This is a genomic window from Variovorax sp. FW301-JW7, assembly GCF_058788795.1.
The window spans coordinates 679,930-698,247 of record NZ_JBYTBC010000003.1; the positions used below are offsets into that span (position 1 = coordinate 679,930).

General features: G+C 66.5%; 16 protein-coding genes. 13 read left to right on the forward strand and 3 right to left on the reverse strand.

Features of this window, described 5'->3' with window-relative positions; all coding sequences use genetic code 11:
- The first annotated feature begins 92 nt into the window (after nucleotides 1–92).
- Both rnr and AC3WQM_RS11615 read left to right on the forward strand, forming a co-directional pair.
- The gene (gene rnr / locus AC3WQM_RS11610; protein WP_489056915.1) at nucleotides 93–2,360 is read left to right on the forward strand and encodes a ribonuclease R; all 2,268 of its coding nucleotides are present in this window, start codon (nucleotides 93–95) and stop codon (nucleotides 2,358–2,360) included.
- 63 nt (nucleotides 2,361–2,423) lie between these two features.
- Entirely contained in the window at nucleotides 2,424–3,188 is a 765-nt protein-coding gene (locus AC3WQM_RS11615) for an SDR family oxidoreductase (protein ID WP_492678811.1), read from the forward strand.
- Nucleotides 3,189–3,197: 9 nt separating this feature from the next.
- On the opposite strand, the gene AC3WQM_RS11620 is transcribed toward AC3WQM_RS11615, so the two are convergent.
- Entirely contained in the window at nucleotides 3,198–4,661 is a 1,464-nt protein-coding gene (locus AC3WQM_RS11620; RefSeq protein WP_492678813.1) for an NAD(P)H-hydrate dehydratase, read from the reverse strand.
- Between the two features lie 43 nt (nucleotides 4,662–4,704).
- On the opposite strand from AC3WQM_RS11620, the gene AC3WQM_RS11625 reads away from it, so the two are divergent.
- The gene (locus AC3WQM_RS11625) at nucleotides 4,705–5,124 is read left to right on the forward strand and encodes a hypothetical protein (RefSeq protein WP_492678815.1); all 420 of its coding nucleotides are present in this window, start codon (nucleotides 4,705–4,707) and stop codon (nucleotides 5,122–5,124) included.
- Here the strand turns inward: AC3WQM_RS11625 and AC3WQM_RS11630 are convergent.
- Nucleotides 5,114–6,367, reverse strand: a complete 1,254-nt coding sequence (locus tag AC3WQM_RS11630) for a D-amino acid dehydrogenase (RefSeq protein ID WP_492678817.1) — start codon at nucleotides 6,365–6,367, stop codon at nucleotides 5,114–5,116. The two genes, AC3WQM_RS11625 and AC3WQM_RS11630, sit on opposite strands and share 11 nt — an antisense overlap.
- A gap of 57 nt (nucleotides 6,368–6,424) precedes the next feature.
- Complete coding sequence (locus tag AC3WQM_RS11635; protein WP_492678819.1) at nucleotides 6,425–7,747, reverse strand: amidase; 1,323 nt, start codon at nucleotides 7,745–7,747, stop codon at nucleotides 6,425–6,427.
- A 205-nt stretch (nucleotides 7,748–7,952) separates the two neighbouring features.
- Between AC3WQM_RS11635 and rpsB the strand changes: the two genes are divergently transcribed.
- The 10 genes from rpsB to AC3WQM_RS11685 all read left to right on the forward strand — a co-directional run bounded on the left by rpsB (nucleotide 7,953) and on the right by AC3WQM_RS11685 (nucleotide 18,309).
- Nucleotides 7,953–8,708 (forward strand): 30S ribosomal protein S2, encoded by a 756-nt coding sequence (gene rpsB, locus AC3WQM_RS11640; RefSeq protein ID WP_095745188.1) that lies wholly within the window; start codon nucleotides 7,953–7,955, stop codon nucleotides 8,706–8,708.
- Between the two features lie 81 nt (nucleotides 8,709–8,789).
- The gene (gene tsf / locus AC3WQM_RS11645) at nucleotides 8,790–9,713 is read left to right on the forward strand and encodes a translation elongation factor Ts (RefSeq protein ID WP_489056909.1); all 924 of its coding nucleotides are present in this window, start codon (nucleotides 8,790–8,792) and stop codon (nucleotides 9,711–9,713) included.
- Nucleotides 9,714–9,812: 99 nt separating this feature from the next.
- Entirely contained in the window at nucleotides 9,813–10,535 is a 723-nt protein-coding gene (gene pyrH, locus AC3WQM_RS11650; RefSeq protein ID WP_307693738.1) for a UMP kinase, read from the forward strand.
- Nucleotides 10,536–10,546: 11 nt separating this feature from the next.
- Nucleotides 10,547–11,107: a ribosome recycling factor gene (gene frr, locus AC3WQM_RS11655; RefSeq protein ID WP_062471609.1), complete on the forward strand. Its 561-nt coding sequence runs from the start codon at nucleotides 10,547–10,549 to the stop codon at nucleotides 11,105–11,107.
- Nucleotides 11,108–11,115: 8 nt separating this feature from the next.
- Nucleotides 11,116–11,841, forward strand: coding sequence for a polyprenyl diphosphate synthase (uppS, locus tag AC3WQM_RS11660; RefSeq protein ID WP_492678821.1), 726 nt, complete (start codon nucleotides 11,116–11,118; stop codon nucleotides 11,839–11,841).
- Between the two features lie 23 nt (nucleotides 11,842–11,864).
- Nucleotides 11,865–12,710: a phosphatidate cytidylyltransferase gene (locus AC3WQM_RS11665; RefSeq protein WP_492678823.1), complete on the forward strand. Its 846-nt coding sequence runs from the start codon at nucleotides 11,865–11,867 to the stop codon at nucleotides 12,708–12,710.
- Nucleotides 12,707–13,894: a 1-deoxy-D-xylulose-5-phosphate reductoisomerase gene (ispC, locus tag AC3WQM_RS11670; RefSeq protein WP_492678825.1), complete on the forward strand. Its 1,188-nt coding sequence runs from the start codon at nucleotides 12,707–12,709 to the stop codon at nucleotides 13,892–13,894. The genes AC3WQM_RS11665 and ispC overlap by 4 nt, the downstream gene beginning before the upstream one ends.
- 21 nt (nucleotides 13,895–13,915) lie before the next feature.
- Entirely contained in the window at nucleotides 13,916–15,292 is a 1,377-nt protein-coding gene (gene rseP / locus AC3WQM_RS11675) for an RIP metalloprotease RseP (RefSeq protein ID WP_492678883.1), read from the forward strand.
- 38 nt (nucleotides 15,293–15,330) lie between these two features.
- Nucleotides 15,331–17,763, forward strand: coding sequence for an outer membrane protein assembly factor BamA (bamA, locus tag AC3WQM_RS11680; protein ID WP_492678827.1), 2,433 nt, complete (start codon nucleotides 15,331–15,333; stop codon nucleotides 17,761–17,763).
- Nucleotides 17,764–18,309 carry an OmpH/Skp family outer membrane protein gene (locus AC3WQM_RS11685; RefSeq protein WP_153284435.1) on the forward strand — a complete coding sequence of 182 codons (546 nt, stop codon included), beginning with the start codon at nucleotides 17,764–17,766 and terminating at the stop codon, nucleotides 18,307–18,309. It begins immediately after the preceding gene.
- Nucleotides 18,310–18,318: the final 9 nt, after the last annotated feature.

Consider the following 18,318-nt stretch of genomic DNA (forward strand, 5'->3'; position numbering starts at 1 on the left):
GCCATCTGGGCCCACATGACTGCAGAAGCAGCCACGTTTTGAATTTCAGGAAAGAAGGAGATCATATCAAAAATAATGTCACTTCCAGCAGCTTGTTGGATGAAATCGAAGGAACTGTTCAAGGACATCGCGACGGGCACGGCTTCGTGCAGCGCGACGACGGCGAGGCAGACATCTACCTCCCGCCGAACGAGATGCGCGCGGTGCTGCACAAGGATCGCGTCAAGGCGCGCATCGTGCGACAGGACCGTCGCGGCCGCCCTGAGGGGCGCGTGGTCGAGATCGTCGAGCGACCCGAGCAGCCGATCATCGGCCGCTTGCTGCACGAAGGCGGGATCTGGCTCGTTGCACCAGAAGACAAGCGCTACGGCCAGGATGTTCTGATTCCGAAGGGCGCCACCGGCCCTGCAAAGGTCGGTCAGGTCGTGGTCGTTCAGCTCACCGAGCCGCCGGCCTTGTTCGGTCAGCCCGTGGGCCGCGTGAGAGAAGTGCTGGGCGAAATCGACGACCCCGGCATGGAAATCGAGATCGCCGTGCGCAAGTACGGCGTGCCGCATGAGTTTTCTGCGGAGTGCCTGGCGCAGGCCAAGGCTCTGCCCGAGAAGGTGCGCCCCGCCGACAAGAAGGGCCGCATCGACCTCACCGACGTGCCGCTCGTCACCATCGACGGCGAAGACGCCCGTGACTTCGATGACGCCGTGTATTGCGAGCCCGCCAAGGTGGGCCGTGGCAAGGGTTGGCGACTGCTGGTGGCCATCGCCGACGTGAGCGCCTATGTGCAGACCGGTTCGGCCATCGACATCGATGCGTACGACCGCGCCACCAGCGTCTACTTCCCGCGCCGCGTGATTCCGATGCTGCCCGAGAAGCTGTCGAACGGCCTGTGCTCGCTCAACCCCGAGGTCGAGCGTCTGTGCATGGTGTGCGACATGCTGGTCGCGGCCGACGGCGAGATCTACGCCTACCAGTTCTACCCGGCCGTGATGTTCAGCCATGCGCGCTTCACGTACACCGAAGTCGCGGCCATCCTCGGCAACACGCGTGGCCCCGAAGCAGCCAAGCGCAAGGAGCGCGTCAAGGACCTGCTGAACCTCGCCGACGTCTATAGGGCCCTGCTCAAGCAGCGCGGCAAGCGCGGCGCGGTCGACTTCGAAACCACCGAGACGCAGATCATTTGCGACGACGCCGGCCGCATCGAGAAGATCGTGCCGCGCACGCGCAACGAGGCGCACAAGATCATCGAAGAGGCGATGCTGGCCGCCAACGTCTGCAGCGCCGACTTCATCGCCGAAGGCAAGCACCCGGGCCTGTTCCGCGTGCACGAAGGCCCGACGCCCGAGAAAAAAGAAATCCTGCGCGGCTACCTGAAGGCCATGGGCGTGGGCTTGAGCATCACCGACGATCCGCGTCCCGGTGAGTTCCAGGCGATCGCCGAAGCCACCAAGGAGCGTCCTGACTCGCAGCAGATCCACACCATGCTGCTGCGCTCGATGCAGCAGGCGATCTACACGCCGTTCAACAGCGGCCACTTCGGCCTGGCCTATGAGGCCTACACGCACTTCACGAGCCCGATTCGCCGCTACCCCGACCTGCTGGTGCACCGTGTGATCAAGGCGATCCTCGGCAAGACGCGCTACCAGCTGCCGATGCTGCCGACGCCGGGCGAGGCGCATGCCAAGCTGGCCAAGCGCCTGGCTTCGCGCGTGAAGGCGCCAACGACCAAGCCGCAAAAAGCCACGATCGCACCGACCAAGGAAGTGCTGGCATGGGAAGCTGCGGGCCTGCATTGCAGCGCCAACGAGCGCCGCGCCGACGAGGCCAGCCGCGACGTCGAGGCCTGGCTCAAGTGCAAGTACATGCGCGAGCACCTCGGCGAGGAGTATGGCGGCGTGGTCACCGCAGCCACCACCTTCGGCATCTTCGTCACGCTCGATGCGATGTACGTCGAGGGGCTGGTGCACATCACCGAGCTCGGCGGCGAATACTTCAAGTTCGACGAGATGCGCCAGGAGCTGCGCGGCGAGCGCACCGGCATCCGCTATGCCATCGGTACGCGGGTGCGGGTGCAGGTGAGCCGCGTCGACCTCGATGGCCGCAAGATCGACTTCCGCCTTGTGCGCGAAGGCGAAGACCTGACCTCGCGTGCGATGAAGGACAAGGGCAGCGCACCGGTGAAGGCGTCGGCCAAGCGAAGCGCCCGCCACAAGGCGGAGGCCGGTGGCGAGTCACGCTCGGAGCACGGTGGCGGCGCTGCCGTGGCACCTGCCGGCCCGCAATCGGCCATGCAGGCCTTCAAGTCGGCGGTGAAGAAAGCCGCCAACAAGATGCAGGGCAAGGGGCGCAAGCCCCGCCGTGGATGAGATGCGCCGTGCACACTACGTGTTTACCGTGTGTATGGACCAGCTGAAAAGGAGACATGAAGCATGAGCGTGGAAAACAACAAGGGCCGCATCGCGATCGTCACGGGCGCGGGGTCGGGCATCGGTCGCGCGGCCGCGCTGGCCTTGCTGGCTGACGGCTGGAGCGTGGCCCTTGCGGGGCGTCGCCTCGAGCCGCTGGAGCAGGTGGCGGAAGAGTCGGGCGCTGGTGCGCGCGCCTTCGCGGTGCCCACCGACGTGGCCAATGCCGAGTCAGTGCAGGCGCTGTTCGGTGCCACGGTCGAGCGCTTCGGGCGCGTCGACCTGCTGTTCAACAACGCCGGCGTGGGCAACCCGCCGGGACCGTTCGAGGACTGGACGCCCGAGCAGTGGAAGGGCGTGGTCGACATCAACCTCACCGGCATGTTCTTCTGCATCCAGCAGGCCTTCCGGACGATGAAGGCGCAGACGCCGCGGGGCGGTCGCATCATCAACAACGGGTCGATCTCGGCGACGACGCCGCGGCCGAATTCCGCGGCCTACACCTCGACCAAGCACGCGGTCGAAGGCCTGACCAAGACCGCGTCGCTCGACGGCCGCAAGTACGACATCGCGGTGGGACAGGTGGACGTGGGCAATGCCATGACCGAGCTGGCCGCGCGCATGGCCACCGGCGTGCCGCAGGCCAACGGCGAGCTCGCGATCGAGCCGCTGATCGACGTCAAGATCGTCGGCCAGTCGGTGCTCTACATGGCGAACCTGCCGCTGGAAGCCAACGTGCTCTTTCACACCATCATGGCGACGAAGATGCCCTTCGTCGGGCGCGGCTGAGACCTGCGCTCAGTCGGGCGCGCGGCGGGCCAGCGAGCCAGCCGTGAGCGGGGCTGCGTCGGCCGGCCACAGGTCGGCGATGCGGCCGTGCTGCCAGACGGCTTCGCACGCCGCCTCGAACGCGGGGCGGCGCATCGCGAGCGCCGCGCCGATCATGCCGGCGAGCACATCGCCGGTGCCTGCCGTGGCAAGGCGGGCATTGCCGGTCGGGTTGATGACCGGCGGCTCGTCGCCCCCAGCGGCAATCACTGTTCCAGAACCCTTGAGCACTGTCACGGCGCCGAAGCGCGACGCCAGTGCACGGGCCGCGGCGAGGCGGTTGGCTTGCACGCCACTCGTCGTGTCGCCGAGCAGGCGGGCGGCTTCCAATGGATGCGGCGTGAGCACGGTGGGTGCGCCGGTCTGGCCTCGCGCGATCAATTGCGTCTGAAGTGAGGGGGCGGCGGCGATGGCGTTGAGCGCGTCGGCGTCGAGCACCAGCGCAGCTGCCGTCGACAGCACGCGCGGCAGCAGTTCGTGCACGGCATCGCCGCCACCGCAGCCGCACACGACCGTCATGCCGGCGAGGTCCAGTGCGTGGGCGTCGCGCAGCATCAACTCAGGCTGCGAAGTGTCGACTGGCGCTGCGCGGGGATCGAGCAATCCGACGAACACGCGTCCTGCGCCTGCATGGAGGGCGGCCGAGCCGGCCAGCAGCGCGGCCCCCGCCATGCCCGAGGCGCCGCCGATCACTGCGACGTCGCCGTAGCTGCCTTTGTGCGAGGCGTGGGTGCGCGGCTGGATATCGGGCGTGCCTGCGAGGCGGGCTGTCGGTCGCTCCTGGGCGAAAGCGCCGTAGCCAAGGTCATCGAACCACACCGTGCCGGCCGCGTCGCGGCCCTGAGCCGTGAACAAGCCGGGCTTCAGTGTGAGGAGGGTGAGGGTGGCGCGAACCGATCGCGATGGGTGATTGGCGCCAGGAGCCAACGTGCCAGTGTCGGCATCAAGGCCCGAGGGCACATCGAGACTCAGCACTGGTTGCGTGCCCTCGTGCATCCGCGCGATCCATTCGGCCATCGTGCCCGAGGGCGGGCGGGTCGATCCGATACCGAGCAGTGCATCCACCGCCAAGTCGAAGCTCGATGGCGGCTCCGAAGCGAAGGTGACGCCCGCATCGCGTGCACGCTGCAGCGACGACTTGGCACCCGGCGGCAGCCGGGCTTCATCCCCCACGAAGGTGACGACCGGAAAGAAGCCCCGGCGCCGCAACTGCGCCGCAGCTTCGAAGCCGTCGCCGCCGTTGTTCCCCGGTCCGCACGCGATCCAGATCGTTCGCGCGTGCGGCGCGAGTGCCATCGCGAGCCGCGCCGCGGCGAGGCCTGCACGCTGCATCAGCGTGTGAGGGGGCAAGGCGGAGGCGGCTGCCTGCTCGATGCGGCGCGTGGCGGCGATGTCGAACAGGTCGGCGGCGCTGGCGGACGTGATGCGATGCATCAAGCCATTGTGCCGCCGACGCCGCGCCTCCTATCATCGACCGATGACGCTCAAGACCTTCGGCTGGTTGCTGGTTCTGCTGCTGGCGTGCCTGGCCGGGTTCATCGGTACGGCCGTGGCGATGACGGCCGGCGCGGCCTGGGCGGTCGGCCTGCTGGTCGTGGTGTGGGGGCTGTTCCTGTTGGCCGAGGTGTTGCGCCGGGTGCCGCTGCGCGACGTCGCCTGGGCGCTGGGCGTGGGCTATGGCATCGGCGTCATCCGGTGGCTCGACGTGCCGGTCGAAACGGGGTCCGGCACGCAGTGGCTGATGCTGGGCGTGGACTTGGTGGTGCTGGTGTTCTTCGGACTGATTGCGCCAGCTGTCCTGGGGTTGATCGCCCAACGCTGGGCGCCCCGGCCCGAACTGCCGGCGGAAAAACCGGCCACCCCCGAGCAACTGCGCCGCTGGAGCCCTAAAGACTGAGCCGTTCGATCCCCAGGCCTTCGAGGTCGATGCCGGGGTCTTGCCCCCCGATCAGGTCGCCGAGCACGCGTGCGCTGCCGCACGACAGCGCCCAGCCGCTCGAACCGTGGCCCAGGTTGAGCCACACGCCGGGAATGCCGCTGGCGCCCAGTACCGGTGGGCCGTCGGGCAGCATCGGTCGCGCGCCTTTCCATTGCTGGATGCCCGACTGCAGCGTGGCTGCGCCCGGAAACCAGTCGTGCAGCACCTTGTAGAGCGTCTGGATCGCGGTCGGGCTCATGGTGTCCGGCGAGCCGCCGATCTCGGCACTGCCGGCCACGCGCACGCGCTGGCCCAGGCGGGAGATCGCGACCTTGTAGCGTTCATCCATCACCGCGCTGCGCGGCGCGTTGAGCGGCTCGCGCACCGGGGCGCTGACCGAGTGGCCGTAGACCGGCGCCAACGGAATGCGCAGTCCCAGCGGACGCAGCAGCGTGGCAGACGACAGGCCGGCGCACACCACGATGGCATCGAATTGCAATGCGTCCGAGCCGCTGGCGAGCGTCAGCGAAGTGGGCGCCGCGCGGCTGAGCGGAGCGATGTCGCAATTGAAATGAAACTGTGCGCCCAGCGCCTCGGCTTCCCACTTGAGCAGCAGCGCGAACTGGCGGCAGTTCGCGACTTCGTCTTCGGGCAGGTGGATCGCGCCTGCCAGCGGGGTGTCGGGGTTGAGCGCGGGCTCGATCAGGCGGGCCTCGTCGGCGTCGATCTCGCGGAACACGCTGCCGGCCGAGCGCAGCACTTCCAGGCCGGGCTGAATCAGTTTTTTCTCGCGCTTGGAGCGCAGCAGCACCAGGTAGCCGTCGCTGCGTTCGTAGCTCAGCTCGCGTGCTTCGGTCACCGCGTGCAGCCGGGTGCGGCTGTAGAAGGCCAGCCGTTGCATGCGGGCGCGGTTGGCCAGGTAGGTTTCAAGCTTGCAGGCCTTCTGCCAGCGCGACATCCAGCCGAGGTCGCGCGAACTCAGCGGCCAGCGCAGCTTGATGGCGCCGTGCGAAGACAGCAGCGAGCGCAGCACCTTGCCGCGCATGCCCGGTGCGGCCCACGGTGTGACATAACCCGGCGCGACCACGCCGGCGTTGGCGAAGCTGGCCTCTTCGGCGGCGGCGCCGCGGCGCTCGAACACGGTCACTTCATGGCCGTCGGAAACCAGTTCCCAGGCGGTGGTGACGCCGACGATGCCGGCGCCCACGATCGCGATTTTCATTGAAATGTTCTAGATAAAAGAGGCGGCTGACGCCCGTGAGGCGGGCGTTGGCAGCTGTTATTTCTGTAGCGCGCGTTCGGCCTGGAGCGCCACCGCGAGCACGGCGTCGTCGTGCATTGCGCTGTGCCACAGCATCAGGCCGACCGGCAGTTCGCCGGCGACGTGGCAGGGTAGCGAGATGGCGCAGCCGTCGAGCATGTTGACGATCAACGGGTTGCGCAGCAGCAGGGCGTTGACGCGGAAGAACTCGTCGTCGCGCTCGGCGCCCGGTGCCACGCTGGCGATGGACGGCGCCGTGATCGGCACGGTCGGCGACAGCACGGCGTCGAACGGCGCCAGCGCCTTCTCGACGCGGGCGATCCAGTCGCGGCGGGCGCGGACCAGGTCGATGTACTCGTGTGCCTTCATGCCGGCGCCGCGCAGGATGCGCTGCGCCACGCGCGGGTCGTAGCCGGCGCCGCTGCGCTCCAGCAAGAGCCGGTGCCATGCGTACGACTCGGCCGCCGAGAAACCGCCGGTGGCATTGATGGACTGCAGGTCGACCAGTTCGGGCAGCACGATGTCCTGGACATGGGCGCCGGTGGCGCGCAGGGTGGCGAGGGTGCGCTCAAAGGCTGTGGCCACGGCGGGCGCGAGGTCGTCGAGGAAGACGTTCTTCACGACGGCCAGCCGGTAGGCCGACAGTGGTGCCGAGCCGGGCGTCACCTGCTGCGCCGAGAGGATTTCGTGCGCGGTGATGGCATCGCGCACCGACCGGGTCATGGCGCAGACGGTGTCGAGCGTGGTCGACAGCGGCAGGGCGCCGTCGGCCGGTGTGAGGCGGGCGGTGTTCTTGAAGCCGACGATGCCGTTCAGCGCGGCCGGAATGCGGATCGAGCCGCCGGTGTCGGAGCCCAGGCCGATGAAGGCCGCGCCGCTCGCCACCGAAATCGCCGCGCCGGACGACGATCCGCCCGGAATGCGCGGCGTGGCGGTGTCGCTCACGTTGGCCGGTGTGCCGTGGTGCGGATTGACGCCGACGCCGGAAAAGGCGAACTCCGTCATATTGGTGCGCCCGGTCAGCACGCCGCCGGCGGCGCGCAGTCGCGCCACGGCGAGTGAATCGGCCGGGGCGGCCGGCGCATGCGAGAGCACGGCCGAGCCGGCGGGCGTCGGCTGGCCGGCGACGTCGAACAGGTCCTTGCTGGTGAAGGCAAGCCCGGCGAGGCGGCTTTCAGGCGCCGATGCGGCGGCGGCCACGCGGGCCTCGTCGAACATCGTGCGGGTGAAAACGTGGGCGCAGGCCGGGGATTCGGAGAGGGCGATGGCGCGCTCCATTTCGGTGCGCGCATCGGAACCGCCAGCCAGAAGGGTGAGACGGGTGGCGTGAAGGTCGTTCATGGCTTCGAGGGTACCTTGGAACGGCTCGGTTCGAGGGAGGAGGGCGTGGCCGCCGTGCTATACTCTTTGGGTTTCGCTGGTTATGCGACAGTTTTGTCGCCGCCAGTCAAGCACATCCGCAAACCGGCCCAATCAAGGTGTTGCGACCCCGTCGAAGGGGCGCAAAACGGGCTGGATTTTAGACCCAACCTTTGGAGTAAATTCAATGTCGACCACCATGCGCGAAATGCTGGAAGCCGGTGTCCACTTCGGTCACCAAACCCGCTTCTGGAACCCCAAGATGGCTCCGTTCATCTTCGGTCACCGCAACAAGATTCACATCATCAACCTGGAAAAGTCGCTCCCGATGTTCCAGGACGCGATGAAGTACGCCAAGCAACTCACGGCCAACCGCGGCACGATCCTGATGGTCGGCACGAAGCGTCAGGCCCGTGAAATCGTCGCTGCAGAAGCCCGCCGCGCCGGCGTGCCTTTTGTCGATACCCGCTGGCTCGGCGGCATGCTGACCAACTTCAAGACCGTCAAGACCTCGATCAAGCGTCTGAAGGATATGAAGGCCCAGCAAGAAGCCGGCCTCGACAGCCTGAGCAAGAAAGAGCAGCTCACGTTCTCGCGCGAAATCGCGAAGCTCGAGAAGGACATTGGCGGCATCCAGGACATGGCTGCGCTGCCGGACGCGATCTTCGTGATCGACGTGGGCTTCCACAAGATCGCCGTGGCCGAGGCCAAGAAGCTCGGCATCCCGCTGATCGGCGTGGTTGACTCCAATCACTCGCCTGAAGGCATCGACTACGTGATCCCCGGCAACGACGACTCGTCGAAGGCTGTCACGCTGTACGCCCGCGGCATCGCCGATGCCATCATCGAAGGCCGCAACAGCGCCGGTGGTGACGTGGTCAAGGCCGTTGCCGAAGGCAATGGCGACGAATTCGTCGAAGTCGAAGAAGGCGCTTCGGCCTGATTGGTGCTCTCGCGAGCCTGAAGAAGGGGCTTTGGTGCCCCTTTTTTTTAACCTGATTTTTGGATTTACGGAGATACACAAATGGCTGCAATCACCGCAAGCATGGTCGGCGAACTGCGCGCGAAGACCGATGCGCCCATGATGGAATGCAAGAAGGCCCTGACGGAGGCCGACGGCAACATGGAAAAGGCCGAAGAGCTGCTGCGCATCAAGCTCGGCAACAAGGCTGGCAAGGCATCGGGCCGCGTCACCGCTGAAGGCGTGGTCACGGCTTTCGTCGACGGCGCTGCCGGCGGCATGATCGAAATCAACTGCGAAACCGACTTCGTCACCAAGAACGACAGCTTCCTGGCTTTGGCCAACGCTGCCGCGATGCTGGTTGCCAAGAACAACCCCGCAGACATCGCTGCGCTGGGTGCGCTGGCCTATGAGCAAGACGGTTTCGGCCCCACGCTCGAAGACGTGCGCAAGGGCCTGATCGGCAAGATCGGCGAGAACATGAGCTTCCGCCGCTTCAAGCACTTCACGGGCAACGGCAAGCTGGCGTCGTATCTGCATGGCACGCGCATCGGCGTGATGGTCGAGTTCGAGGGCGACGACACGTCGGCCAAGGACGTCGCGATGCACATCGCCGCCATGAAGCCGGTCGCCATCCAGGCCTCGGACGTGCCTGCCGAGCTGATCGAAAAAGAGCGTGCCGTGGCCGCTGGCAAGGCTGAAGAAGACCGCAAGGTCGCCGAAGCAGAGGGCAAGAAGCCGCAGCCGGCCGACATCGTTGCCAAGCGCATCGAAGGCGGCGTGCAGAAGTACCTCAAGGAAGTCTCGCTGCACAACCAGCCGTTCGTGAAGAACGACAAGCAGACCGTCGAGCAGATGCTCAAGGCCGCCAACACCACGATCAAGGGCTTCACCCTGTACGTGGTCGGCGAAGGCATCGAAAAGAAGGTCGACGACTTCGCTGCCGAAGTCGCTGCCCAGGTCGCTGCTGCCAAGGCTGCCGCCTGATCCGGCTGTCCTGCAAGCGGCGGTGCGCGACAGCGTGCCGCCGCTTTTTCACCGCCACGTTTTACACTCGCCCCCGCCAACCCTCTAAGGAAAATGCCCATGTCTGATGCCCGCCCAGCCCACAAGCGAATCTTGTTGAAGCTGTCGGGTGAGGCACTGATGGGCGACGACGCCTTCGGCATCAACCGCGCCACCATCGTGCGCATGGTCGAAGAGGTGGCAGAAGTCGTGAACATGGGCGTCCAGGTGGCGGTCGTGATCGGCGGCGGCAACATCTTCCGCGGTGTCGCGGGAGGCTCCGTCGGCATGGACCGCGCCACGGCCGACTACATGGGCATGCTGGCCACAGTGATGAACTCGCTGGCCCTCGCCGACGCGATGGACAAGCAGGGCCTCGTGGCCCGCGTGATGTCCGCCATCGCCATCGAGCAGGTGGTCGAGCCCTACGTGCGCCCCAAGGCCCTGCAGTACCTCGAAGAGGGCAAGGTCGTGGTGTTCGCTGCCGGTACCGGCAACCCCTTCTTCACGACGGACACGGCCGCCGCGCTGCGCGGTGCCGAAATCGGCGCCGAGCTGGTGCTCAAGGCGACCAAGGTGGACGGCGTGTACACGGCCGATCCGAAAATCGACCCCCATGCAACCCGCTACGCCACGTTGAGTTTCGACGAGGCGATCGCCAAGAACCTCGGCATCATGGACGCCACGGCCTTCGCGCTGTGCCGCGACCAGAAGCTGCCGATCAAGGTGTTCTCGATCCTCAAGAACGGCGCCCTCAAGCGCGTCGTGATGGGCGAGGACGAGGGCACGCTGGTGCATGCCTAGGAGTAAATGAGATGACCATTGCAGACATTCGCAGTGCGACCGACGCGAAGATGAATCAGTCGCTCGCCGCCTTCCAGAACAACCTCACCAAGATCCGCACGGGCCGCGCCAATTCGGCGCTGCTCGACTCGATCCATGTCGAGTACTACGGCTCGCAGGTGCCGTTGAGCCAGGTGGCCAACGTGTCGGTGCTCGATTCGCGCACCATCAGCGTCCAGCCCTGGGAAAAGGGCATGGGCGCCAAGATCGAGAAGGCCATCCGCGAAAGCGACCTGGGCCTGAACCCGGCCTCGATGGGCGACCTGATCCGCGTGCCGCTGCCCGCCATGAGCGAAGAGCGCCGCAAGGAAATGACCAAGCTGGTCCGCAACGAAGGCGAGAGCGCCAAGATCGCCACGCGCAACCTGCGCCGTGACGCGAACGAAGCGGTCAAGAAGCTCGTGAAGGACAAGCTGGCTTCGGAAGACGACCAGAAGCGCGCCGAAGGCGACATCCAGAAGGTCACCGACAAGCACATCGCGGAAATCGACCGTCTGGTCGCCGCGAAAGAAGCGGAGATCATGGCCGTTTGAGGCTTCGCATGGCCTCCTCGCCGCAGACGACGACCCCTCCGCACCACGTTGCCATCGTCATGGATGGCAACGGCCGGTGGGCCACCAAGCGCTTCCTGCCTCGCGTGGCGGGGCACAAGCAGGGCGTGGAGTCGCTGCGGCGCTGTGTCAAGGCCTGCGTCGACCGCGGCGTGGGCGTGCTCACCGTGTTCGCGTTCTCCTCGGAGAACTGGAACCGTCCTCCTGAAGAGGTCTCCGGGCTGATGCAGCTGATGGTCGGGGCGCTGGCGCGCGAAGTGCCACGCCTCAACGCCGACGGTGTGCGGCTGCATTTTGTGGGCGAACGCGCCGGCCTGTCCGACAAAATGGTGGCTGGCCTGGTGTCGGCCGAGCAGACCACGGCTCACAACACGCGTCTGATTTTCAACATCTGCTTCAACTACGGCGGGCGCTGGGACATCGCCCGCGCCGCGGCCAAGCTCGCCGAGCAGGGTCTGCCCATGACCGAGATGAACCTCGATCGCGCCATGGCGCTGGCCCACGTGCCCGACCCCGACCTGTTCATCCGCACGGGCGGGGAGCAACGGCTGTCGAATTTCCTGCTTTGGCAGAGTGCCTACGCCGAGCTGTTCTTCAGCGACAAGCTGTGGCCCGAGTTCGACGAAGCCGCACTGGACGAGGCCATCGCCGCGTTCCAGGGCCGCGAGCGTCGTTTCGGCCAGACCTCGGCACAGGTTTCGGCTTCCGCGGCCTGACACGGCCCGACACCACCTTCCGCATGCTCAAACAACGCATCCTCACGGCGATCGTGCTGCTCGCGATCCTGCTGCCAGCGCTGTTCTATCGAAACCACATTCCCTTTGCCTGCGTGATGCTGGTGCTGATCGGCGCCGCTGCGTGGGAGTGGGGGCGCCTGAACGGCTACGGGCAGGGCATGTCGCTCTTCCTGGGTGCCGAGATGGTGGTGCTGTGCGGGTTGTCGTGGGGGCTGGGCCTGCTGGAGCAGCGCCTGTTCCTGATGTGGATGTTGGCCAGCGCGGCCTGGGTGCTTGGCGGCGCGGCGCTGCTGCGCGTCGCGGTGCCCGGCTGGCCGCGCATTCCGCGTGGACTGCGGCTGGTGGGTGGCCTGCTGGCGCTGTGGGTCGCGTGGCTCGCGGCGGTGCAGGCGCGCATGGTCGGCATCAACTTCCTGCTGTCGATCCTGGTGCTGGTCTGGGTGGCGGACGTGTTCGCCTATTTCGCCGGCCGCGCCTTCGGCCTGAAGTTCACGCGCGCCAAGCTGGCGCCCGCCATCAGTCCCGGCAAGAGCTGGGAAGGTGTCTGGGGCGGCATGGCAGGCGTCATCGTGCTGGCGTTCGCCTGGGTCTGGGCCGACAAGAGCCTGGGCGCCACGGTGCCCAGCCTCTACACCCGCCTGCATGAGCGCGGCTGGTGGCTGCTGTTGATCGGGGCGGTGTTCCTGGCGGCGATGAGCGTCGTCGGCGACCTCGTCGAATCGCTGATCAAGCGCAGCGCCGGCGCCAAGGACAGCAGCCGCCTGCTGCCGGGCCACGGCGGCGTGCTCGACCGCGTGGATGCCCTCTTGCCGGCACTTCCCATTGCCATGATGCTGGCTTTCCTGTGAACACTCCCAAACAACGTGTCACGGTGCTCGGCTCGACCGGTTCGGTCGGAGTCAGCACGCTCGACGTCATTGCTCGTCACCCCGAACGCTTCGAGGTGTTCGCGCTCTCGGCTGCCACCAAGGTCGACGAGTTGTTGGCCCAATGCGCGCGCTTCTCGCCGCGCTTCGCCGTCATGGCGAGTGCGCCGCATGCCGCGCTGCTGGCCGAAAGGCTCAAGCAGAACAATCTGCCGACCCGCGTCCTGATGGGCGACGATGCTCTCGAAAGAATAGCGTCGGACGACGAAGTCGATGCCGTGATGGCCGCCATCGTCGGCGCAGCCGGCCTGGCGCCATGCCTGGCCGCCGCGCGCGCCGGCAAGCGCCTGCTGCTGGCCAACAAGGAAGCCCTGGTCGTCGGCGGCGAGCTGTTCATGCGCACGGTGCAGGAGGGCGGCGCCACGCTGTTGCCCATCGACAGCGAGCATTCGGCCATTTTCCAGTCGCTGCCCGAAGACCCGTCCACCTGGGCGCGGCGCATCGACAAGATCATCCTCACGGCGTCCGGCGGCCCGTTCCGCACCCGCGCGCCCGACACGCTGGGCGCCGTGACGCCCGAGCAGGCCTGCGCCCACCCCAACTGGGTGATGGGCCGCAAGATTTCGGTCGACTCGGCCACGATGATGAACAAGGCGCTCGAGGTGATCGAGGCGCGCCACCTGTTCGGCGTGACGCCGGAGCAGATCGAGGTCGTCATCCACCCGCAGAGCGTGGTCCATTCGATGGTGCAGTTCACTGATGCCTCGGTCATTGCCCAGCTCGGCACGCCCGACATGCGGGTGCCGATCGCGGTCGGGCTGGCTTGGCCGGAGCGCATCGAAAGCGGGGCGGCACGGCTCGATTTCCGCCAGATGGGCTCGCTGACCTTCGACACGCCCGATCCTGCGCTGTTCCCCGGGCTGGGGCTGGCATGGCAGGCCCTGCGTGCCGCTTCGGGCACCACGGCGGTGCTGAACGCGGCCAACGAGGTGGCGGTGGCCGCCTTCCTTGACCGGCGCCTGCGTTTCGATCGCATTCATGCGGTCAACCTGGAAACTTTGGAGGCGGTCATGCCCTCCAAGCCGGCATCGCTGGCCGACCTGCTGGCGCTCGACGCCAGCGCCCGCGAGGCGGCCAATGCCGCCGCGGCACGTTTCGCGGCCTGATTCCCTACTGCGCAGAGGACCCTGATGCTCACCGTCATAGCTTTTGTGGTCGCCCTCGGCGTCCTCATCGCGGTCCACGAATACGGCCACTACCGCGTCGCCGTGGCCTGCGGCGTCAAGGTGGAGCGCTTCTCGGTCGGCTTCGGCAAGGCGATCCTTCGCTGGCAGCCCAAGCGCCAGCACCCGGGGCAGCAGACCGAGTTCGTGATCGGCGCTTTCCCGTTTGGCGGTTACGTCAAGATGCTCGACGAGCGCGAAGGCCCCGTGGCGCCCGAGGAGCGGCACCGCGCCTTCAACACCCAGCCGCTGCGCTCGCGTGCCGCCATCGTGGCCGCCGGCCCGATCGCCAACCTGTTGCTGGCGGTCGTGCTGTACACGGCGGTCAACTGGATCGGCGTCGACGAGCCCGTGGCCAAGCTGGCCCGACCGGTGGCGGCGTCGCTGGCCGAAGCGGCCGGCCTGCGCGGCGGTGAACACATCACCCAGGCCGGTTTCGACGGCGACCTGTCGCCGGTCCAGTCCTTCGAAGACCTGCGCTGGCGCATGACGCGCGGCGCGCTCGACGGCCGCGACCTCACGCTCGAAGTGGCCGGTGAGGGCGGTCGGCCCAGTCGCCAACTGGTCTTGCCTCTGAGCCGGATGGAGGCCAAGGACGCCGATCCGCAGATGTTCCGCAAGATTGGCGTGGTCTCGCCGCTGACCCGCCCCGAGATCGGCGAGGTCATGGCGGGCAGCGCGGCCGAGCGCGCAGGCCTTCGCAACGGCGACCGAGTCCTCGCCATCGGCGACACCCCCATCCTCGACGGACAGCAGCTGCGCGAAGTCATTCGTGCCTCGCTCGATGCCAACGGCCAGGCGCGCACGCAGACCTGGCAGCTCCAGCGCGGCGGCCAGCCGCTGTCGCTCGAGGTCAAGCCCGAAGTGCGCGAGGAGGGCGCGGCCAAGGTCGCGCGCATCGGCGCCTACGTCGGCGCACCGCCCGAGATGGTCACGGTCCGCCAGGGGGTGGTCGATGGCATCTGGCGCGGCGTGGTGCGCACCTGGGAGGTGTCCGCGCTCACGGTTCGCATGATGGGCAAGATGCTGATCGGTGAGGCGTCGATCAAGAACCTGAGCGGTCCCTTAACAATTGCTGACTACGCGGGCAAGTCCGCGAGCCTCGGTTTGACGCAGTATCTGGTCTTTCTCGCTCTCATCAGCGTGAGTCTCGGGGTGCTCAACCTGATGCCGCTGCCGGTCCTCGATGGGGGGCACCTGATGTATTATCTTTGGGAGGGCCTGACCGGGAAAAGCGTCTCCGACGCCTGGATGGAACGGCTGCAGCGCGGCGGTGTCGCCTTGCTGCTGGTGATGATGTCGGTCGCACTCTTCAACGACGTCACACGGCTCTTTGGTTAACTTTCTGCCGGCCCTTTCCGTGCCGGCTCAATTCACAGATGAACACAAACTTCAGTCGCTTTCGCCTGCGTAGCGTTGCCGCGGTGGTGGCCAGCGCGCTGGCAGCCACGGCCGCCTGGGCCGTCGAGCCTTTCACGGTGCGCGATATCCGCGTCGAAGGCTTGCAACGCGTCGAGGCCGGCACGATCTTCGCGTCGCTGCCCCTGCGTGTGGGCGACACCTACAGCGACGACCGCGGCTCGGCTGCGATCCGTGCGTTGTTCGACCTGGGGTTGTTCAAGGACGTGCGCATCGATGTGAACGGCAACGTGCTGGTGGTGATCGTCGAAGAGCGCCCCACCATCGCCGACGTCGACTTCGTCGGCGCCAAGGAATTCGACAAGGCGGCGCTGCAGAAAGCCCTGCGCGAAATCGGCCTGGCCGATGGCCGCCCGTACGACAAGGCACTGGCCGACCGCGCCGAGCAGGAACTCAAACGCCAGTACGTGAGCCGCAGCCTCTACAACGCGAACGTCGTGACCACCGTCACGCCGATCGAGCGCAACCGCGTGAACCTCACGTTCACCGTGACCGAAGGCGAATCCGCCCGCATCCGCGAAGTGCACGTGGTCGGCAACAAGGCCTTCAGCGAATCGACGCTGCTGAGCCTGTTCGACCAGGACAGCGGCGGCTTCATGAGCTGGTACACCAAGTCGAACCAGTATTCGCGCGCCAAGCTCAACGCCGACCTCGAAACCCTGCGCTCGTACTACATCACGCGCGGCTACCTCGAGTTCCGCATCGATTCGACCCAGGTTGCCATTTCGCCGGACCGCAAGGACCTCACCGTCACGGTCAACATCACCGAAGGCGAGAAGTTCGTGGTGGCGGGCATCAAGCTCGATGGCAACTACCTCGGCCGTGACGACGAGTTCAAGTCGCTCATCACCATCAAGCCCGGCGAGCCCTACAACGGCGAGCAGGTCACCGAGACCACCAAGGCCTTCAGCGACTACTTCGGCACCTTCGGCTACGCCTTCGCCCGCGTGCAGGCCCGTCCGGACATCGACCGCGTGAACAACCGCGTCACGCTGACGCTGCAGGCTGAGCCCGCACGGCGCGTCTACGTGCGACGCGTGTCAGTCGGCGGCAACAACAAGACCCGCGACGAAGTGATCCGCCGCGAGTTCCGCCAGTTCGAAGCCTCGTGGTACGACGGCGACAAGATCAAGGTCTCGCGCGACCGCGTGGACCGCCTGGGCTTCTTCACCGAAGTGAACGTCGAGACCCAGGAAGTGCCTGGCTCGCCCGACCAGGTCGATCTGACCGTCAACGTGGCCGAGAAGCCCACCGGCACGCTGCAACTGGGCGCCGGCTACTCGAGCGCGGAAAAGGTCGCGCTGACCTTCGGCATTTCGCAAGAGAACGTGTTCGGCTCGGGCAACTTCCTGGGCGTGCAGGTCAACACCAGCAAGTACAACCGCACGTTGTCGCTGACGACCACCGATCCGTACTTCACGAAGGATGGCATCTCGCGCACGATCAGCGTCTACCACACGACGACGCGTCCGTACTCCACGAACGAAGACGGCGACTACAAGCTGGTGAACCAGGGCGCCTCGATCCGTTTCGGCGTGCCGTTCAGCGAACTCGACACCGTCTTCTTCGGCGTCGGCCTGGAGCGTTACGCGTTCGACCCGAACCGCTCGGCGCTCGCCGGCGTCACCACGCCGCAGTCCTACCTCAACTACTTCAAGTGCGTGCGGGACGCGACCGGCTGGTTCGTCACGGGCTGCGACCAGAAGAGCGTCTGGGGTGTGCCTCTGACCGTGGGCTGGGGCCGCGACAGCCGCGACAGCGCGCTGGTCCCGACCACCGGCCGCCTGCAGCGCGCCAACCTCGAGCTGGGCGTGGGTGGGGACATGAAGTACCTCAAGAGCAGCTACCAGTACCAGCAGTTCTTTGCGATCAACAAGCAGTACACCTTTGCCATCAACGGCGAAGTCGGCTATGCCAAGGCGTTCGGCGGCAAGACCTACCCGATCTTCAAGAACTTCTACGCCGGTGGCCTGGGGTCGATCCGCGGCTTCGAGCAGAACTCGCTGGGCCCGCGCGACCAGCCGCTGCTCGGCCAGACCGAAGGCGCGGCACTGGGCGGCACCAAGAAGGCCATCTTCAACGCCGAACTGAGCACGCCGTTCCCGGGTGCCGGCAACGACCGCACGCTGCGCCTGTACGGCTTCTTCGACGTCGGCAACGTGTTCGGCTCCCGTGCGCCCAACGTGACGGACGAGCAGTGGAAAGCCCAGAAGAAGCTGCGCGCCTCGGTCGGCCTCGGCATCAGCTGGATCTCGCCGCTGGGCCCGCTGCGCCTGGCGTATGCCTTCCCCGTCAAGTCCCAGAAGGAAGTGACGGACCCGAGCACCGGGTTCGTTGTGATCCCGAAGGATAGAATTCAGCGCCTCCAATTCCAGATCGGAACGTCTTTCTAAATGAAGCAATTGATTCGTGCCGCAGCCGGCGCGTTCCTGATTCCCGCTTTTGCCCTGGTGGCTGCGCCTGCGCAGGCCCAGGAAAGCTTTCGCATCGGTTTCGTGAACCCCGACCGCGTGCTGCGTGAAGCGCAGCCGGCCAAGGCCGCGCAAGCCAAGCTCGAGGCCGAGTTCCTCAAGCGCGAAAAGGACCTGACCGTGCAGGGCGAAGCGCTGAAGACGGCGTCCGAGAAGTTCGAGCGCGAGGCACCGACCCTGTCGGAAAGCCAGCGCGTCTCGCGCCAGCGTTCGCTGGTCGACCAGGACCGCGACTTCCAGCGCAAGCGCCGCGAGTTCCAGGAAGACCTGAACGCGCGCAAGAACGAAGAGCTCCAGCAGGTCTATGAGCGCGCCAACCGCGTGGTCAAGCAGGTCGCTGAAACCGAAAAGTACGACGCCATCCTCCAGGAAGCGATCTACATCAACCCGAAGCACGACATCACTGACAAGGTGATCAAGGCGCTGAACGCGTCGGTCGGCTCCTCTGCGCCTGCGGCCGGCAAGTAACGCCGCGAA

Excerpts from the sequence above, each read along its gene's own strand:
- uppS (WP_492678821.1), top strand. The coding sequence starts at position 11,116 with ATGGCCTCCTCGCCGCAGACGACGACCCCTCCGCACCACGTTGCCATC.
- AC3WQM_RS11685 (WP_153284435.1), top strand. The coding sequence starts at position 17,764 with ATGAAGCAATTGATTCGTGCCGCAGCCGGCGCGTTCCTGATTCCCGCT.
- pyrH (WP_307693738.1), top strand. The coding sequence starts at position 9,813 with ATGTCTGATGCCCGCCCAGCCCACAAGCGAATCTTGTTGAAGCTGTCG.
- frr (WP_062471609.1), top strand. The coding sequence starts at position 10,547 with ATGACCATTGCAGACATTCGCAGTGCGACCGACGCGAAGATGAATCAG.
- AC3WQM_RS11620 (WP_492678813.1), bottom strand. The coding sequence starts at position 4,661 with ATGCATCGCATCACGTCCGCCAGCGCCGCCGACCTGTTCGACATCGCC.
- AC3WQM_RS11615 (WP_492678811.1), top strand. The coding sequence starts at position 2,424 with ATGAGCGTGGAAAACAACAAGGGCCGCATCGCGATCGTCACGGGCGCG.
- AC3WQM_RS11630 (WP_492678817.1), bottom strand. The coding sequence starts at position 6,367 with ATGAAAATCGCGATCGTGGGCGCCGGCATCGTCGGCGTCACCACCGCC.
- rpsB (WP_095745188.1), top strand. The coding sequence starts at position 7,953 with ATGTCGACCACCATGCGCGAAATGCTGGAAGCCGGTGTCCACTTCGGT.
- AC3WQM_RS11635 (WP_492678819.1), bottom strand. The coding sequence starts at position 7,747 with ATGAACGACCTTCACGCCACCCGTCTCACCCTTCTGGCTGGCGGTTCC.
- tsf (WP_489056909.1), top strand. The coding sequence starts at position 8,790 with ATGGCTGCAATCACCGCAAGCATGGTCGGCGAACTGCGCGCGAAGACC.
- AC3WQM_RS11625 (WP_492678815.1), top strand. The coding sequence starts at position 4,705 with ATGACGCTCAAGACCTTCGGCTGGTTGCTGGTTCTGCTGCTGGCGTGC.
- bamA (WP_492678827.1), top strand. The coding sequence starts at position 15,331 with ATGAACACAAACTTCAGTCGCTTTCGCCTGCGTAGCGTTGCCGCGGTG.
- AC3WQM_RS11665 (WP_492678823.1), top strand. The coding sequence starts at position 11,865 with ATGCTCAAACAACGCATCCTCACGGCGATCGTGCTGCTCGCGATCCTG.